General features: G+C 58.2%; 11 protein-coding genes and 1 pseudogene. 10 read left to right on the plus strand and 2 right to left on the minus strand.

All coding sequences use genetic code 11. The features are described 5' to 3' along the window. The first annotated feature begins 188 nt into the window (after positions 1 to 188). The 10 genes from AC2VLV_RS09470 (at position 189) to qatD (ending at position 17,146) form a co-directional block, all read left to right on the plus strand. Positions 189 to 2,081: an Eco57I restriction-modification methylase domain-containing protein gene (locus AC2VLV_RS09470; protein ID WP_486989745.1), complete on the plus strand. Its 1,893-nt coding sequence runs from the start codon at positions 189 to 191 to the stop codon at positions 2,079 to 2,081. After that, positions 2,078 to 3,961: a BREX-1 system adenine-specific DNA-methyltransferase PglX gene (locus AC2VLV_RS09475; RefSeq protein ID WP_486989746.1), complete on the plus strand. Its 1,884-nt coding sequence runs from the start codon at positions 2,078 to 2,080 to the stop codon at positions 3,959 to 3,961. The genes AC2VLV_RS09470 and AC2VLV_RS09475 overlap by 4 nt, the downstream gene beginning before the upstream one ends. Beyond that, positions 3,958 to 5,856: a type II restriction endonuclease subunit M gene (locus AC2VLV_RS09480; RefSeq protein ID WP_486989747.1), complete on the plus strand. Its 1,899-nt coding sequence runs from the start codon at positions 3,958 to 3,960 to the stop codon at positions 5,854 to 5,856. Before AC2VLV_RS09475 ends, AC2VLV_RS09480 begins: the two co-directional genes overlap by 4 nt. Beyond that, positions 5,853 to 7,661 carry a DUF262 domain-containing protein gene (locus AC2VLV_RS09485; RefSeq protein ID WP_486989748.1) on the plus strand — a complete coding sequence of 603 codons (1,809 nt, stop codon included), beginning with the start codon at positions 5,853 to 5,855 and terminating at the stop codon, positions 7,659 to 7,661. The genes AC2VLV_RS09480 and AC2VLV_RS09485 overlap by 4 nt, the downstream gene beginning before the upstream one ends. Further along, positions 7,658 to 10,186: a PglZ domain-containing protein gene (locus AC2VLV_RS09490; protein ID WP_486989749.1), complete on the plus strand. Its 2,529-nt coding sequence runs from the start codon at positions 7,658 to 7,660 to the stop codon at positions 10,184 to 10,186. The genes AC2VLV_RS09485 and AC2VLV_RS09490 overlap by 4 nt, the downstream gene beginning before the upstream one ends. 5 nt (positions 10,187 to 10,191) lie before the next feature. Further along, positions 10,192 to 12,285, plus strand: coding sequence for a BREX system Lon protease-like protein BrxL (gene brxL, locus AC2VLV_RS09495; protein ID WP_486989750.1), 2,094 nt, complete (start codon positions 10,192 to 10,194; stop codon positions 12,283 to 12,285). Positions 12,286 to 12,390: 105 nt separating this feature from the next. After that, the gene (locus AC2VLV_RS09500) at positions 12,391 to 14,262 is read left to right on the plus strand and encodes a KAP family P-loop NTPase fold protein (protein WP_134249503.1); all 1,872 of its coding nucleotides are present in this window, start codon (positions 12,391 to 12,393) and stop codon (positions 14,260 to 14,262) included. Beyond that, positions 14,263 to 15,135: a Qat anti-phage system associated protein QatB gene (gene qatB / locus AC2VLV_RS09505; protein WP_134249502.1), complete on the plus strand. Its 873-nt coding sequence runs from the start codon at positions 14,263 to 14,265 to the stop codon at positions 15,133 to 15,135. Between the two features lie 68 nt (positions 15,136 to 15,203). After that, a complete protein-coding gene (gene qatC / locus AC2VLV_RS09510; protein WP_486989751.1) occupies positions 15,204 to 16,388 on the plus strand; it encodes a Qat anti-phage system QueC-like protein QatC in 1,185 nt (394 codons plus the stop codon). Continuing rightward, complete coding sequence (gene qatD, locus AC2VLV_RS09515; RefSeq protein WP_134249500.1) at positions 16,388 to 17,146, plus strand: Qat anti-phage system TatD family nuclease QatD; 759 nt, start codon at positions 16,388 to 16,390, stop codon at positions 17,144 to 17,146. The genes qatC and qatD overlap by 1 nt, the downstream gene beginning before the upstream one ends. Positions 17,147 to 17,204: 58 nt before the next feature. On the opposite strand, the pseudogene AC2VLV_RS09520 reads toward qatD, so the two are convergent. Beyond that, positions 17,205 to 17,395, minus strand: a pseudogene (locus AC2VLV_RS09520) (lysozyme); the annotation flags it as partial. Positions 17,396 to 17,529: 134 nt separating this feature from the next. Further along, on the minus strand, positions 17,530 to 17,720 hold a 191-nt coding region (locus tag AC2VLV_RS09525), incomplete at its 5' end, for an IncC plasmid conjugative DNA transfer DtrJ family protein (RefSeq protein WP_116820505.1).

The raw sequence follows: 17,720 nt of genomic DNA on the forward strand, positions 1-17,720 counted from the left end.
GGTCGGCATGACTCACCCCATTCGGATCTGCGCCATGTTGATACGAGACCGTTCCGAGGTTCGATGTTCGGCGGCTGGGAGGAGTCCACCTATCAGTGCACTGTGTGCGGCTCGGTCATCGAGCACACCAATGAAAAGAATGAGTTTGCCCCTTGGTGGTGGCTCGCGAGCGCGGAGAAGAAATAAGCATGGCCTTCGACCAAACAACAAGAAATCGCCTACAGCGCTTCGTCAACGATGCGCGCCGCGTGCTGGAGGAGGAATTCACCCGCCAGCTGCAGAACGACTACGGCATGGACCCGAACTCGGGCACCGTGGCTGATCTGGCCAGCCTGAGGCACATCAACGACGCCCAGCGCGAAACTGCCCGCATCCTGCGCGACACCCTAGCCCACTACACCGCTAGTGGCGACATGAGCGCCATGCAGGGTCTGGATCGCATCGTGCGCGAGCAGGCCTTCACCGTGCTCAACCGCTTGGCAGCTCTGCGCATGGCGGAGGCTCGTGGCTTACTTGTCGAGTCGGTGGGCAACGGCTTCCAGGCCAAGGGCTTCCAGCTCTATGCGCGGCTGGCTGGCACAGGCCTGGGCGAAACCGGAGATGCCTACCGCGTGTACTTGTTCAGCGTGTTCGATGAGCTCGCCCAAGACCTGCCGGGCCTGTTCGACCGCTACTCACCGCAGGGCCGCCTGTTCCCGCGTGAAGCCGCACTGCTGCAAGTGCTGAATCTGATCAACGATGCCGACATCGCCCCGCTGTGGAGCGAGGACGAGACCATCGGCTGGATCTACCAGTACTTCAACTCCAAAGAAGAGCGCAAGGCCATGCGCGATGCCTCGCAGGCGCCGCGCAACAGCCGCGAGCTGGCAGTACGCAACCAGTTCTTCACGCCACGCTACGTGGTCGAGTTCTTGGTGGACAACACCCTAGGGCGTCTCTGGTTCAACGCGACCGGCGGGGCAACGGGCCTACGCGAGCGCTGCCAGTACCTGCTGGTGAAACCGGATGAGGCGCCCCCAGCCGCCACCAAGCTGCGCGACCCGCGCACCCTCAAGCTGCTGGACCCGGCCTGCGGCTCCATGCACTTCGGCCTGTATGCCTTCGATTTGTTCGTGGAGATCTATCGAGAAGCCTGGGCCTGGGAGCAACAGCACGGCCCGGGCTCGCTCGATGTCTCGACCCAGCCCCAGGCAGCGCTCAAGCCACTGAGCCAGACCTACGAGGACGAGGCGGCATTTGTGCGCGATATGCCACGCCTGATCATCGAACACAACATATACGGCGTGGACATCGATCCGCGTGCCGCGCAGATCGCTTCGCTGGCGCTGTGGCTGCGGGCGCAGCGCGCCTGGCACGACGCCGGTGTGAAGGCCAAAGACCGACCGCTGATTGGGCGGGGCCATGTGGTTGCTGCCATTGCACCGCCAGCAGAGCGTGAGTTGCGCCAGCAGTTCGCGGCCAACCTCGATCAACGCGACGCCGAGCTGTTCGAGAAGACGCTGCAACTGCTCAAGGGGCTGCCGGAGCTGGGTGTGCTGCTCCAGGTCGAGCGCGAGCTGCCGCACTTGATCCGCCAGGTCTATGTAGGCAAAGGCACGGGCTTGTTTGCCGAACAGGAGCAAGCGAACTGGCAGCAAGCAGAGGCACGACTGCGACAGGCGCTCACAGAGTTCGCCCAGGCAGCAAAATCCACTTACCAAGGGCGTCTTTTTGCCCAGGATGCCCTGCAAGGACTGCGGCTCATCGATCTGTGTCGTGAACTGTTTGACGTCGTGGTAATGAACCCACCGTTTGGCGCACTGGCATCAAACACCAAGGATCAGCTCGCCAAAGCCTATCCACGCAGCAAGAACGATTTGCTGGCCATTATGGTGGAGCGGGGCTTGGAACTGCTGCGCGCTGGCGGGCGTATCGGCGCCATCACCTCGCGCACTTGCTTCTTCCTCTCTAGCTTCCAGAAGTGGCGCGAGCAAGTGGTGCTGGGGATTGCCCAGCCAGAGGTTATGGCTGACTTGGGACATGGCGTAATGGATGACGCGATGGTGGAAGCAGCGGCTTACGTGCTGGAGAAGCAAGGATGAGCACGTTTTTGCGACTCGTAAGTGAGAGTGACAAGGCCGAAGCCCTAAAGGCCGCATGTAATCACCTGCGCCAAGGCGAAAAAGATCCGCGAAGCTTTGAAGTCGCGTCGGAGTCATTTGATTCTGTTCCGGGTAAGCCTTTTGCTTACTGGGTAAGTAATGATGTTCGAGCGTTATTCACGAAACTGCCGTCTTTCGAAAGCAACGACAGAATTACAAAACAAGGCTTGGCTTCGGCAGATGACTTTCGCTTTGTTCGAGTTTGGTGGGAAACGAATGGTTCGGGATGGATTGGGTTTGCTAAAGGCGGCGCATATTCACCTTTCTATGCAGACGTATATCTGCTTGTAAATTGGTCAGGCGATGGCAGTGAGATTAAAAACAACCTCAACGAAAAAGGCGCCGTTCGATCCAATGTATGGATGCTCAGGGAAACCGCTGTCAATTTCTTTAAGAGGCCTGGATTAACCTGGCCGAGGCGTACAACTAGTGGCATTAGCGTTCGCGCCATGCCCAATGGATGCATTTTTGGCGATAAGGGTCCAGCCGTTTTTGTAACAGATGATAGTTCTGACGACCTATTGGCGCTACTTGCACTTACCAATAGCCGCCCGTTTAGCATCCTAATCGAACTTCAGTTGGCTGCCGCGGATGCCGCTGCTAGGTCATATGAGGTTGGTGTTATCCAGAGAACGCCTGTTCCCTCATTGACTGAAGCGCAGCGCAAGCAGCTCGCAAGCCTGGCTTGTCGAGCTTGGTCATTGAAGCGAACAGCCGACTCCATCAATGAAACATCGCATTCATTCGTGTTGCCCGCTGCGCTTAGTGCAGCTGTCAGTGGCGACCAGTCCCTTGCCATCAAGACCGAGATGGATGAGATTCATGCAGCGATAGATGCGATTGCCTTCGAACTCTACGGTTTTGAGGAGGCTGACCGGGAGGTCATTAACGGTCCCGCGACGGGTGAGGATGAGGCGGACGCGGATGAGGACGACGAAGAGGTCGAAGCAGAGGTGCCATCAACAGATGGACTATTGTCCTGGGCTGTTGGGGTTGCATTTGGCCGTTTCGATTTGTGCGTCGCTACTGGTGAACGTTCTCTTCCGCCCGAGCCCGAGCCGTTCGATCCGCTGCCTTCCAAAGCCCCCGGCATGTTGCCGGATGGGGTTCAACCATTCTACGTTTACGACGGCATCTTGGTCGATGAGCAAGGTCATTCACGCGATTTGGTGCATGTCGTTGAGGAAGTACTCGGCCAAGTGAGCGCGCCCGTGCCTGATGATCTGCGGCGATGGCTGCGCAAAGAGTTTTTTGCTTTTCATCTGAAGCTCTACTCAAAGAGCCGCAGAAAAGCACCGATTTACTGGCCCCTGGCCACTGCGTCAGGTAGCTACACGCTATGGGTGTATTACCCAAGCCTTAGCAGTCAGACGCTCTACAAGGCCATCAACGACTTCATTGAGCCGAAACTGGAGCAAATCGGCAGCGATCTGACGGTGTTGAGAGGCAAAGGTGCTGCTCGTTCACGTGACGACGAGAAACAGTTCGAAGCCCTACAGGTGTTTGAGCTGGAGCTGGTCGAACTGCGTGACACCTTGCTCACACTCGCGCCCACCTACAGGCCCAATCAGAATGACGGCGTGCAGATCAGCGCGGCACCGCTGTGGCCGCTGTTCCGGCACAAACCCTGGCAAAAGGTGCTCAAGGACACATGGGTCAAATTGGAAAAGGGAAGCTACGACTGGGCGCATCTGGCCATGAACTATTGGCCGGAACGCGTGCGTGAGAAGTGCAAGACGGACAAGTCGCTTGCCATCGCGCATGGTCTGGAGGATTGGTACGTCGAGCCGACACTAACTAGTGGAGGCGCGACGAAATGACCACGTTTTTGCGTCTATTGAAAGATAAGGACAAGCAAAGCGCCCTCGCCAGTGCCATTCGCACGGGCGGTGATAACGTATTTGAAGTCGATCCTTCCAGCTTTTTCCAAGTTCCGGGTGCCCCTTTTGCATACTGGGTAAGTGAAGCGGTTCGCCAAACATTCAGGCGCTTCCCTGCATTTGATGGTGCAGATCGAGCGGTTAAGCAGGGATTGGCCACGGCCGATGATTTTCGCTTCGTGCGCGTTTGGTGGGAGATTTTGCCGAATGGACAGCGGTGGTATGGATTCGCTAAGGGCGGAGCCTTTTCGAGGTTTTATGCGGATATGCCGGTTGTCGTTAAATGGGCGAGTGATGGAGCAGAGATCAAGAACAACCTCAATGAAAAAGGCGGAATCCGCTCCAACGTGTGGATGCTTCGTGATACTGCTACCAACTATTTCCTGCAACCAGGGATGACCTGGCCTCTGAGAGGGATAACGTTTTCGTCTCAGGTCGTTCCAAAAGGCTGTGTGTTCAGTGTGGCAGGAAAGATGGCCTTTGCGCCCGCGCATGAGCTGGAGACATGGCTTGCTGTCTTCAATAGTCGTCCTTTTGATTACCTCGTGCGCCTTTTTGCGGGCAAGGTCGGCGGCGTACAGTACGAAGTCGGTTTAATCGGCGGGATTCCTGTTCCCGCCATGAGCTGCGACCAATCTATTCAGCTATCGAAGCTGGCTAGACGTGGGTGGTCGATCAAACGCGCGCTTTCATCAACCGAAGAGAAGTCTCATGCATTCCTACTGCCTGCTGCGTTGCGATCACGCATCGGTGACTTTGATCCTCAGGCGATTGATACGGAACTTGCCAGCATACAAGCACAGGTCGACGACATTGCATTTTCACTCTATGGATTTTCAGACACCGATCGAACGGCTGCGCTGGGTGGTCAAGTGTCGCCTGAATCTGAGGAGCTTTCCGACGTAATCGCGGATGACGAAGTAGACGAAGAAGCGGAGCCAGCGATAGACGAGACAGTTGGGTTGCTATCTTGGGCCGTGGGCGTCGCGTTTGGTCGCTTCGACTGGCGCTTGGCCACGGGTGAGCGTGTGGCGCCCGCCGAGCCGGAACCCTTCGATCCGCTACCCGCCAAGAGCCCCGGAATGCTCCCGGACGGTGCCGCGCCTTTCCATGCGCATGCGGGCATCCTGGTGGACGACCAAGGACACCCGCATGACCTCGCGCGGTTGATTGAGGAAGTTCTCGCTCGCGTCGAGGTGCCAGTGCCGGAAGATGTGCGCCGCTGGCTGCAGCGCGACTTCTTCGCCTTCCATTTGCAGCGCTACTCCAAGAGCCGCCGCAAAGCGCCAATCTACTGGCCACTGAGCACGACGTCCGGCAGCTATACGCTGTGGGTCTATTACCGCAGCCTCACCAGCCAGACGGTGTACACCGCCATCAACGACTTCGTCGAACCCAAGCTCAAACAAGTCGGCGCTGACGTAACGGCGCTGCGCAACAAGGCTGCTGCCCGCACGCGTGACGATGAGAAGCAGTTCGAGGCGCTGCAAGCCTTCGAGCTGGAGCTGATCGAGCTGCGCGATACCCTGCTCAAGCTCGCGCCCACCTACAAGCCCAACCTCGATGACGGCGTGCAGATCAGCGCCGCGCCGCTGTGGCCGCTGTTCCGCCACAAGCCCTGGCAGAAGGTGCTTAAGGACACCTGGGCCAAGCTGGAAAAAGGCGACTACGACTGGTCGCACCTGGCCATGAACTACTGGCTGGAACGCGTGCGTGAGAAGTGCAAGACCGATAAGTCCCTGGCCATTGCTCACGGCTTGGAGGACTTGTATGTCGAGCCCGAAGCCGCACCGAAGAAGACGCGCGGCAGGAAGAAGACGGGGAGCGACGAATGATCCAGGACGTCAAGGCGCTGCCGGTCAGCTTTTATTTCAGCCCGGATGGGGCAACTTCGTTTTTCATTCCGAAGTACCAACGCGAGTACGTGTGGGGTGGAAAGAACTGGGACGCGCTGTTCAACGACCTTGAAGAGTCACCCAGTGGGCACTTTCTGGGCTCCATCATCTGCGTGAATACCCAACAGGATGGCATGGCCGGTGGCCGCCTGGAGTTGATCGATGGTCAGCAGCGCTTTACGACCCTCAGCCTGCTGTTCTGCGCTATTTACAGCAAGCTGAATGCCATCCCGAACCCGGATCGCCGGCTTCTAGTGGAGCTGGACAACCTGGAGAGCCGCCTCTTCGTCCGGGCGACCGGGCAGTGGCGTCTGGAGCCCAGCGAGCAAGCGCAGAACAAAACCGATTTTCAGAAGGTGTTGAGTGATCTGTTCCCCAAGCAGGTAAAGGCACCGAAGGGTTTGAGCTATTTCGGTAACCGGCGCATCGCACGTGCTTATGGCTATTTCTGTGAGCGACTTGACGGTCTGACTCAAGACCAAGCGCTGGCGCTGTTGGAAAAGCTTAAGGCCGCCATGTTGGTGAAGATCGAGGTGCGCAGCCACTCGGATGCTTTCATGTTGTTCGAGTCGATCAACAACCGAGGCATTCCGCTCTCGGCCATCGACATCATCAAGAACAATCTGCTGGCCGAGCTGGACAAGCGCCCCCACTATGGCATAGACCGCGCCTTTGACGAGTGGAAGGACCTGATCGATCTATTGCCCGACCCGGCGGTACAGGAGCGCTTCCTGCGCCAGCTGTACAACATGTTCAAGTACCTCAAACGGGTGGAGGTCAAAGGCTGCACGCGCGCCACACGCTCGAACCTGATCACGATCTACGACACGCTGCTGCGCAAGCGCCCGGTGTGGCTGTTCGGCGCGCTGCAAGCCAAGGGCAAGACCTACTCGGCCCTGCTCAACCCTGCCGTTGCACGAGGGGAATGGGGAGATGCCGCCGCAGTCGCCTTGCAGGACCTGCAGCGCCTGGGGGCCGCGCCGGCCTACGCGTTCTTGTTGTGGGCCAGCCAGGTGGCGCAGAGCCAGAAATGGAGTGAGGGTGATGCATTGAGCCGCTTGGCTACTTTGCTCACCAAGTGGTTCTTCTGGCGGAACCTGACTGATATGCCGCCCACCCGCGAACTCGACCCGATGTTCATGGAATTGGTCAGTCACTTGCTGAGGCAGATCCGTAACGGCGAGATCAAGACCCTGGATGGTTTCGTCCAGCAGACCAGTGATTGGTTGCTGGCACGGGCAGCCCCGCAGGATGTTTGCGAATCGCGCCTCAAGGGCGATGTGTACCTCGAGAATTACGAGGCCACACGGTTCATGCTGTGCAAGCTGGAAGAGGCGCACCAAACCCGCGAGAACAAACGTGATCTGTGGGCGCATGACGCCAATGACCGACCCGTCTTTACCGTAGAGCACATCCTGCCCAAGACCGAGAACTTGGGGCCAGGGTGGGTAGCCATGCTTGATGGGGATCAGAAAGGCACTGCTGGTGCCATTCGCGAGCGCTGCGCTCATCAGCTCGGCAACCTGACCCTGAGCGGGTACAACTCCAAGCTCGGAACGATGGAGTTCTTGAAGAAGCGGGATCGGAAAAACGACCAGGGTGACTTCATCGGTTACTGCAATGGCTTGTACCTGAATGCTGATTTGGCCAGCCGAGATGATTGGAACGAGGCCGCCATTGCGGCGCGAACAGACAAGATGCTCAAGGAGGTGAAGTCCATCCTGAGCCTGCGGGAGGACAAATGACGATTGCGGAATTCATTCGAGAAAGCGTGCTGCGGCCGCGCCTGAAGCAAGCTGGCTGCTTGGTGGTGTACGACGCTGACAAGCGCTACCGCGAACAGTGCTTCGACTTGGCGGCGGACAAGGTGCGCGTCATCGATGCGTCCGAAAGCAGCATTGAAAGCCGGGAAGCTGCACTGCTGGCGCTCAGGGAAGTGGGTCAACCCAAAGCCCCACTTGAGGGCGTGTTGATCTACGTGCCTACCAAGCGGCCAGAGACGGACGAGCAGAAGCAAGCTGACCCGTTTGCCCTGTATGCGGAGTGCGGCGCGGCATTCCCGCAAGACGATGGCGACGAGTACCTGAGTCTTTGCCTGCGAGCCAGGCCGGATCACGCTACCGAGATTCGCCAGGTGTTTGCAGAATCACCCGGTGGGCCGACTTTTGCAGTGATCGATGCGATTGGTGGGGGTGTGAGCTGGCCGCAACTGCGGGCGATCTTGAAGGTCGAATCCGGCCGGGAGATCCTGGCGGCGCTGTTAGCGCCGAGTAGCAGCCAACTCGATGCGCTGAAGAGTCAAGAAGGCTGGGTGCAAGAGGCGCGTGATTTCCTCCGTGCCACTCTGGGCCTGAGCGTGAAAACGCGCGGCAAGACCTGGTCCGCACTGGCGGATGAGCTGTGGCGCTACGTGCTGTTCAGCGAGTTCGTGTTTGATTTACCGGTGGCATTGCCAGACACCTTGAAGGGCGTGCCGCACGCACCGATGGAAGCCAGACCCATTGTCGAGGATGTGTGCGACCGTCTGCGCAGCGACCCGAAGTCACGCACGGTGTACATCGAGCGCGCCGAGGCCATCGAGGCTGAACTCAATCTGACCGATCTATGTGGCGCGATTGAAGACCTGGGCGAGCGCGACACCTTCCCCTTCGAAGAGCGTACTTTCCTGCGCACAGCGATCAAGGGAATCGTCACCGGCGACACCGATGCCACGCGCCGTGTGCTGACCCGCCATAAGAGTTCTGTGTGGCTCGGTAAAGGAGAAAGCCAGGCGCAGTGGGAGTTGGTGCGGTCTGGCTTGAGCCTGGTCGAGGCCTGTGACGATTTTGAACGCCAGCTGCCTGATCACGCCCGCTCGCAAGCTGAGTTGATCGATTTCTACCTGGGCAGCCTGCGTGAAGCAGACCGTCTGCAGCGCGAGTTTGAGCAAGCGGCGGGTGACTTCCTCGACCAGCATGGCTTGATGCATGAAGTGATCAGCCAAGCACGGGCGCGCTATCGACGCTTGGCGGAGAAGGTTCAGGGCGTGTTTGTGAAGCACGTCGAGACGACGGGATGGCCGCCCACCGGGCGCCTGGCCAACGCCGATGCCTTTGATCGGCTGGTGGCGGATCGGCTCAAGGAAAGCGGCCGTAAGGTGGCCTACCTGATGGTGGATGCCCTTCGCTATGAGTTGGGCGTTGCGCTGGAAAAGCTGCTGGCCGAGGACGGGCCGGTCGAGCTGCAAGCGGCCTATGCGCAGCTGCCGACCATCACGCTGGTGGGCATGGCGAGCTTGCTGCCTGGCGCCCGCACGGGGCTGACCCTGTCGCTGGAGAACGATTCACTGGTGCCCAAGCTGGCGGGTGCGCCCGTGAGCAACGTCCCGCAGCGCATGAATGTGCTGGCCAAGCGGTATGGAGATCGCTTCGCGGAAATGCCGCTCAACGATTTTGTTCGCGGTAAACCGAAGATCGCAGAGACGGTCGATCTGCTGGTGCTGCGCTCTACGGAAATCGACAGCCAACTGGAAAGCAACCCCGAGACGACCTTGGGTCTGATCCCCGGCACGCTCAAGCTGATCCGCGTGGCACTGCACAAGTTACGTGGCATGGGATTCAAGGAAGCGGTCATCGTGACCGATCACGGCTTCTTCCTCAACGCGCAAGCGGAGGCCGGAGATGTGTGCGTCAAGCCTCATGGCAAGTGGCCCGTGACCGCACACGATCGGATGATGTTGGGCGATGGCGCGGCAGATGGTCACAGTCTGGTCGTCAGTGCCGAGAAGGTCGGCATTCGGGGCGACTTCACTCAAGTGGCGCTACCGCGCAGCATGGCCCCCTATCGCTCGGGGCATCTGTATTTCCACGGCGGGGCATCCCTTGCGGAGGCCGTTGTACCGGTGCTGGTGGCGCGGCTGGATACCGCCGCTCACGCGGAATTGCGCAAGGTGGTGGTGGAGCTGAGCTACAAGAACGGCGCCAAACGAATCACTACGCGATTGCCGGTTATCGAAGTGATACTGGTGGCCGACGATATGTTCTCGCAAGACATGAACGTGGAGATCCTGCTGGAAGCGCAGGACAGCAAGGCTAATGTGGTGGGTGAGCCGCGCCCAGGCGGGGATGTTAACCCCGCGACCAGGACCGTGACCCTGATGCCAGGCCAGCGCAAACAGATTGCGCTGCGGATGGATGATGAGTTCAGAGGCAAGTTCTCGGTCAAAGCGCTGAACCCTACAACCCTGGCGGCCTACAGCAATCTGGCGCTTGAAACCGACTATACGGAATGAGCCCTATGGACGAACTCGACCAAAAGCTGAACGCCACGTTCGACGGCAAAGTTCTTCGCAAGGACTTGCTGCATCGGATCAAGAAAGGCACCAACGTCCCGACGTTCGTCCTGGAGTTCCTGCTCGCCAAGTATTGCGCCAGCAACGACCAGGCGGAGATGGATGCCGGTATGGAGGCGGTGCTGTCCTCCTTGCAGGAGAACTACGTTCGCCCAGACGAGGCCAATGCCGCTCAGTCCAAGGTGGCCACCAAGGGCAAGCATCGCTTCATCGATAAGGTCCATGTCCGTTACGTCGAAAAGGAAAAGCGCCACTGGGCATCGCTGGAGAACTTCAACTCGCAACGCATCGCCATCGGTGAGAAGTTCTACCGTGACAACGACAGGCTGCTGGAAGGCGGCATTTGGGCCGAAGTCACCCTGGCGCACAACGACATTGATGAGGACGACTACGCGTTTTCCATCGAGGACCTGCGCCCGATCCAACTGACCCGTTTCGACTTTGACCGCTATGCAGAAGGCCGGGCAGCCTTCACTCGCGATGAGTGGATCGCGGCGGTTCTTCGCTCTGTGGGTCTGGAGCCCAACAAGCTCTCGAAGCGCGTTCAGATGCACTTCATCGCCAGGCTGGCCGCTCTGGTGGAACCCAATTACAACTACATCGAGCTGGGCCCGCGCGGCACCGGCAAATCCTACTTCTTCAGCGAGTTTTCGCCCTACGCCACGCTCATCTCGGGTGGCCAGGCAACCAAGGCCACGCTGTTCTACAACAATGCGCGGCGCAAGGTGGGGCTGGTCGGATTTTGGGACACGGTAGCCTTTGACGAAGTCGGCGGTATCAAAGTGCGTGATCCGGACACTATCCAGATCATGAAGGACTTCATGGCCAACGGGCGCTTTTCGCGCGGGGCCGAAGTCATCGCCGATGCCAGCCTGAGTTTTGTCGGCAACATCGATGTGTCTGTGCAGCAGGTGGTCAATTCCAACGAACACGACCTGTTTCAGCCCTTGCCACCAGAACTCGACCTGGCCGTGATGGATCGCTTCGCCGCGTACATCCCGGGCTGGGAAATGCCCAAGAACAGCAGCGAGTTCCTGACCAGTAATTACGGATTCATCACCGATTACTTGGCAGAGGCGTTCCACTACCAGTTCAAGCACACGAACCGCTACGAAGAAGTTAGCAAGCGCATCCGGCTCGGTAAATCGATTGAGGGGCGTGACGAGAAAGGCATCAAGAAAACCGTCTGCGCTTTCTTGAAGGTCTTGCATCCGAACGGGCCACCGACCGACGAAGAGTTCGAGGAATACGTGGCCTATGCAACGGAATGCCGCCGTCGTGTCAAAGAGCAGATGAACAAACGCAAGCCGGATGACGAGTTTGCGCGTATCAATCTGTCCTACTTCAAGGCCAGTGGCGAGGAAGTGGTGGTTTTCTGCCCTGAGTCGAAAGATGCGCCCGCGACGCAAGAGCCGGCTCGTCGTCGTTTGAATCAGGCGCCTGGCCAGCCTGCTGAGGCAGTCGAAGTGCAGCCCGTCGCTCACCCGGCGCCTGCTGCAGCAGTGGAACCTCCAGTGGCGCCGATGCAGACTGCTCCGGCACCAACGGTGGTTGCTCCATCATCGGTCCAGCTCAAGGAACAGCACTTCACCATCCTCTATGGCGATACCGGGTACAGCTATGAGTCGATCCTCGGCCCCTACCTGCAAGGCGCGAAGTCCGTCGTCATCGAAGACCCGTACATCCGGCTGCAGCACCAGATTCAAAACTTCGTGCGCTTCTGCGAGACGGTACTGAAGGCTGGCACCGTGAAGAAGATCAGCCTAATCACCGGCTACGACGACAAGACCCAGTTGGCCGACATCGCCGAAAAGCTCGATGAGCTGAAGCAAAGTCTGCTGGAGTTAGATATCGAGCTAGAGGTGAAACTCAACCCAAACATCCATGACCGCGAAATCCGACTGGATAACGGATGGATCATCAAGATTGGCCGTGGACTGGATTTTTACCAGAAGCCAGGGGGATGGTTCGAGGTTGGTGCAAACGATCTGAGTCTTCGCAAGTGCCTTGAAACCAAGGTGGATATCTTTCGAGCATGAGACTGGGGGATTGGGGACCTGTGGTGAGCTTGTTTACAACAATTGAAGCTGCCGGACGCCCAGCGACTGCGTCGCGTCCCAAACAACAAAATCAAGGGACACGCGATGTGGCATGACAATGAGACTACTGTCGATTACGTCAACTTCCGCCTTGTAGCCAAGGCTTGCGCCGAGCTCATTCGGGACACAGGAGGCGAGCCAATCTCCATTGGCATCTCTGGCGGTTGGGGCATTGGCAAGTCGTCTCTCGTGCGAATGGTGGCGTCTGAGCTTTCGCCAGATCAAAGTGTCAACAAGAGTGCTGTGAGTGCGGAAGCATCGAAGTACATCGTCGTCACCTTCAATCCCTGGCTCTACCAAGGCTTCGAGGACGCACGCACGGCACTGCTTCAGACCGTTGGGGATGCGGTACTCGAAGAGGCACAGAAAAATACGGGATTAGTGGACAAGGCCAAGTCGCTAGTTAAACAAATCAATTTTCTGCGTCTGGCTCAGCTCGGCGGCGAAGTCGCCGCCACGCTCATCACGGGTGTGCCGGTCGGCCTCATTGGAAAGGTTGTGGAGGCAGGCTCCGAGGCATGGAAGAAGGAGTCCGTCAAGGACGGAATTGCAGCAGTGCAGGAAGTGCCGGGAGCCGCTAAAGGCATCTTGGACGAAGCCAAGCCCATGTCGCTGCCCAAGGAAATTCAGTCGTTCCGGGAGGCGCTAGAAGATTTGCTCGAAGAGTTGGGCATCACGCTAGTGGTTTTCGTCGATGACCTTGATAGGTGTTTGCCTAAGACCGCCATCGCAACGCTTGAGGCCATTCGGTTGCTGTTGTTTCTGCGCCGAAGTGCCTTCGTCATCGCCGCAGATGATGTCTTCATCCGCGGCGCTGTCCGTGTGCACTTTGCTGGCACGGGGTTGGATGATGACGTGGCAACCAACTATTTCGACAAGTTGATTCAAGTGCCGCTGCGTGTACCGAGGCTTGGCCCCAATGAGACCAAGGCATACACGGCGCTGCTGTTCCTGGAGCGCGCTCATCGTAGTGGTCAGTTGGACACAAAGAATTTCGAGGCGGCGAAAACCAGCGTGGAAGCCCGATTGCGGGAAACCTGGACCGGGAAGGCCGTTGACCTCGCATTCCTCGAAAGCCTTGTGCCGCGGGGGAACGCGGAGTTACTCGGACTCATGGGCTTGGCAGAGAGGCTGGCGCCACTGCTTTTTAGCGCGAGTACGGTTCAAGCCAATCCCCGGCTGATCAAGCGTTTCCTCAATACAGTGTTCTTGCGCAAGACGCTGGCCAAACCGCAAAACATCGACGTGGACGTTCAAGTGCTGGCCAAGTGGCATTTGCTTGAGCGGTGTGACGAAACCATTGCGAATGCGTTGGCAGAAAAAGTCTCCGCCGAAAGCGAAGGAAGAGTCAGCATCCTTCATGATGCAGAAGCGGCTGCGAAAGATCCGGAAGGCTCGCTTCCGTCACCCTTTGGAGATAAATCGTTTGTTCGTGAGTGGCTGCAGCTTGAGCCGCTACTTGGCGACATGGATATGAGACCCATCTTACATCTCAGTCGCGACAGCACGGTAAGGGATTTTGGCGCGGATGAGCTGAACCCCGCAGGAAAGGCATTACGTGATGCGCTGGTGTCGGCTCGAACTTCGAATGAGGCGTTGAAGCAGCAGATTCGAGATGCAGGTGATATTCAGTCTGGTCTTGCCATGGCCCGTGCTTGGGAGGTGCGGCGGTCCAGCCGTACTTGGCAAAAGGCTGAAGAGGTATTGATGCTCACAGAGGTCTCTCGTATTCATCAAAGTGCTGGGGCTCGCGCGGCAGCTCTTGTCAGCCAGGCGCCCATCACTCAGCTTGCCCCAGGATTGGTATCAGCGCTGACAGATTGTGCTTGGGCGAGCGATGTCCTGTCGAAATGGGCGCGGGATGAACAGACACCGCAGCCGGTCAAGCGTGCAATTGAAAATGCGAGGAAGAAATAGATGGGCACTTCGACCTCAAGTGCCGGAGCAGGTTCGGGCGCTTCTTTTGATCCACCATGGCTAGATGATGCTGGAAACGGCATTGATTCTGGTCACGCAGATGATCCCATATCACCTGGTACTGCTCCGGCTGATGCCTCTGGCGACGCAGATACAAACGGCCAGGAGGGAAACCAAGCTTCACCACCACCTGAATCCGGGCCGACTGTTGCGCCGCCGGGTCGCTATCAGGAGGCGCGTAGAGCCCTGACGGGCTTTGTGCGGTCTGGCAGCAGCTCAGACCTGCGAAGAGGCGTCTCGAGTTTCGTTAAAAAGGGCATGGGTGGTTCAGCAAAGGCAGCGAACCGTATGCGCACGAGTGCCGTTGTGGCCTCCTCTTTGGGGGGATTTCTGGCGGCTGCTCGCGACGGTACGGACCCGGGCATCAACGCGTGGGTCGCGTCAGTAAAGCAACGAGGCCTATCCGCTCGGGATGCTGCACTTGAAGTTGTGCAGAAGTTGGTGCCAACCGGGGGAAGTATTGACGAGGAGTCAGCCAAGCACGCGATGAGTCAGGCAATTGCTCATCTTTACGAGGTGGATCCCAGTGCGGATATCTTCGATCTTACGGATGATCAAATTGCCAATGTAATGGCGTACACGGTGGCGTTCGATGTCTACAACCGTGTCCAGCTTGAGCTCGGCAGAGTTTTTGAAAAGCTGAAATACGCGCCCAGAGTTATCCAAGAGCGTATGGCACAGGCACTCGATTACATCATGGTTGTTGTTGATCGTTCGATGGAGAAGGCGCGCTCTGGCAGTGTGCAGCGTTCCATGCGAGAGATTGCGGCCTCGACATTACAAGACGCGCTTACGGTCTTTGCAGAATCATGAAAATAATCTGCTCAAGTATTGACGCGTTGCCAGAGTGCTTGCCCGCCGGTTCCCGCGCATTCACTTTCTTGGAGCCGTCATCGCAGTCTGACGTCGGACGCATTGCCTATGGTTGGCACCGAGAACTGGCAAACGCGGGTTACGCTCCCTCGGTGCCAGTATGGGATTTTGTGCTCTTCTGCTTCGCCATCTATGCGGCTGATGTGGCAGTTCTTCGCAAGGGGAGCGCGGACGGCTGGACGCGACAGATTGAACTTGAGGTCACACTCAATGATCCTGCCCCGTGGGAGAAAGGCCGGAATATTGCCGAAAATATGCTCCGGGTGCTGACCGGCGATTTCTGGACGCTTCGTTTTCGTTCCGGTGGCCCTACGCCACCAAACGGCCAACGCCGACTTTGTGATCGGGACTGTGTTGCGTTGCTTTCAGGTGGTCTCGATAGTCTTGTGGGGGGAATCGATGCCACTGCTCAGGGGCGTAGACCAATTTTTGTGTCGCAGCTTGCTTTTGAGGACTCCGCTCGCCAGATTGCTTACGCCAATGCACTAGGCGGAGGAGACTGGCACCAGCAATGGAGTCACAAAGTTGTCTTCGGTGGAAGAAAGGAAACGTCCACCAGAGCTCGTTCGATGGTCTTCTATGGACTGGCGGTGCTCGCAACTTCGCTGCTGGCGGTTAGCCGACCGGAAATCCTGGTTCCGGAGAACGGATTCATTAGTCTCAACCCTCCATTGCTACCTGGCCGTATGGCCAGCCTCAGCACTCGAACGACACACCCTTTGTTCATGAGGCTGTTGCAGGCACTGCTCGACGCTCTAGGCATTGATGCGCACTTATCAATGCCATACCGGTTTCAGACGAAAGGAGAAATGCTGCAACAGTGTGCCGATCAGGTGCTGCTGGCCAAGTATGGTTGCGATACGACCAGTTGCGGTCGTTTTCGCACCTACAATCGAACTCACTGCGGACGTTGTGTGCCATGCATGGTTCGCAAGGCCGCTGTCCTGCATTGGGGAGCTGCCGACACAACCACGTACAGGTTTTCGTCGCTGTCGGCCGCTGGCAAGACGAGTGCGGACGATCCCATGGCGGTGGCCTGTGCGGTACTTGCCGCCGAACAGCGGGGAGTCGATTCGTTCCTGGGGGCGACACTTTCTTTTGCTTCTGATGCCGACCGTCCACACTATCGGCGCGTTGCTGAGCGGGGTTTGGTTGAGCTGGCAGTATTGCTTCGAAAAGATGGCGTGCTGTGATGGATTTTCATTGTCATCTGGATCTCTACCCTGATGCACGGCAAGTCTACGCCGAAGCGTTGCAGCGCAATGAGTTTGTCTGGCTTGTAACGACGAGTCCAAAGGCTTTCGCAGCAACGTCTAGAGTTCTTCCTGCCACACAGGGGCTCTCCATCTCACCTGGGCTCCACCCAGAGGTTGCAGACAGAAAATCCGGCGAATTGGAGATGTTGCTGTCTCAGATTGAGATTTGCCCCGGGGTGGGTGAAGTTGGTCTCGATGGCTCGGCACGGTACAGCCAGTACTTCGATCTTCAGCAGCACATCTTCAAGTCTGTAGTGCAAAGGTGCGCCACACTGGGCGGACGAGTGCTTAGCATTCACTCCCGGGCCGCAGCAAGAGAGGTCCTAGATACCCTCGAGGCGAATCCCGGTTTCGGTGTGGCAGTTTTGCATTGGTTCACAGACTCTCCCTCGCAGCTTCGCCGAGCGGTGGAATCAGGATGCTGGTTCAGTGTCGGACCAGCAATGCTAGAAACTGCCAACGGACGAAAGCTGGCTGCGGCGATGCCACCCGACCGCGTGGTGCCCGAGAGTGACGGACCATTTGCCAAGGTGCGCGGCGCGCCCTTGATGCCGTGGGATGCCAAGGCAGTGGCGGTCAAGCTTGCCGAGGTATGGGGGGTGCCGCAAGAGAATGTGTCGAAGGCGCTTCGGTCAAATGGGTTATGTTTAGCCAGACTCCTGACTGGCGGGGGATCTGGGAGGGGGCAACAATGAATGGGCTGCACTCGGCGCTCGCTGGTCGCGTCCTTATGAATCCACTCCACTCGTCTTGTCAGATTGCCAGCAGCGTAATTTCGGCGCTCCTCCTCACGACCAGTCCCGGTAGGTATTTTCCGCCTCCGAGAGCCCACCGGTGTAATTTTTGCGTCGCACCCGGCCAATCCAGCTGGTCATCCGCCGTCGCAGCGTCGATGTCTGCAGCGTTCCCGCCCCCAGGTTGAACGTGAAATCTACGATGACGGCGCATCAGCCCTCTGGTGCGCGGGTAGGCCTCGGCTTGGGTGTCGTCGATGGGGGGGATGGTCGGGTCTGCAGAGATTGCCGTGGCCGATGGTCCAGTGACCGGCGAGGCAGAACAAAAGGAGCAATCTGGCTGGTTACAAGTACTTCTTGAACGTCGCCGCCGCAATGCACACCGCCACGCCGAGCAGTGCGGCGCTGGGCAGCAGGATCAGCAGCGGGTTCACGCTCACCGGCAGTGCCAGGTAAGTCACCCACGGCAGCACGGCCAGCGGGATCAGGCTGGCCCTGGCGCGGTGATAGATGAACCCCGACTCGCGTCCCGCGC

The organism is Thiomonas sp. TH-17 (assembly GCF_057473305.1).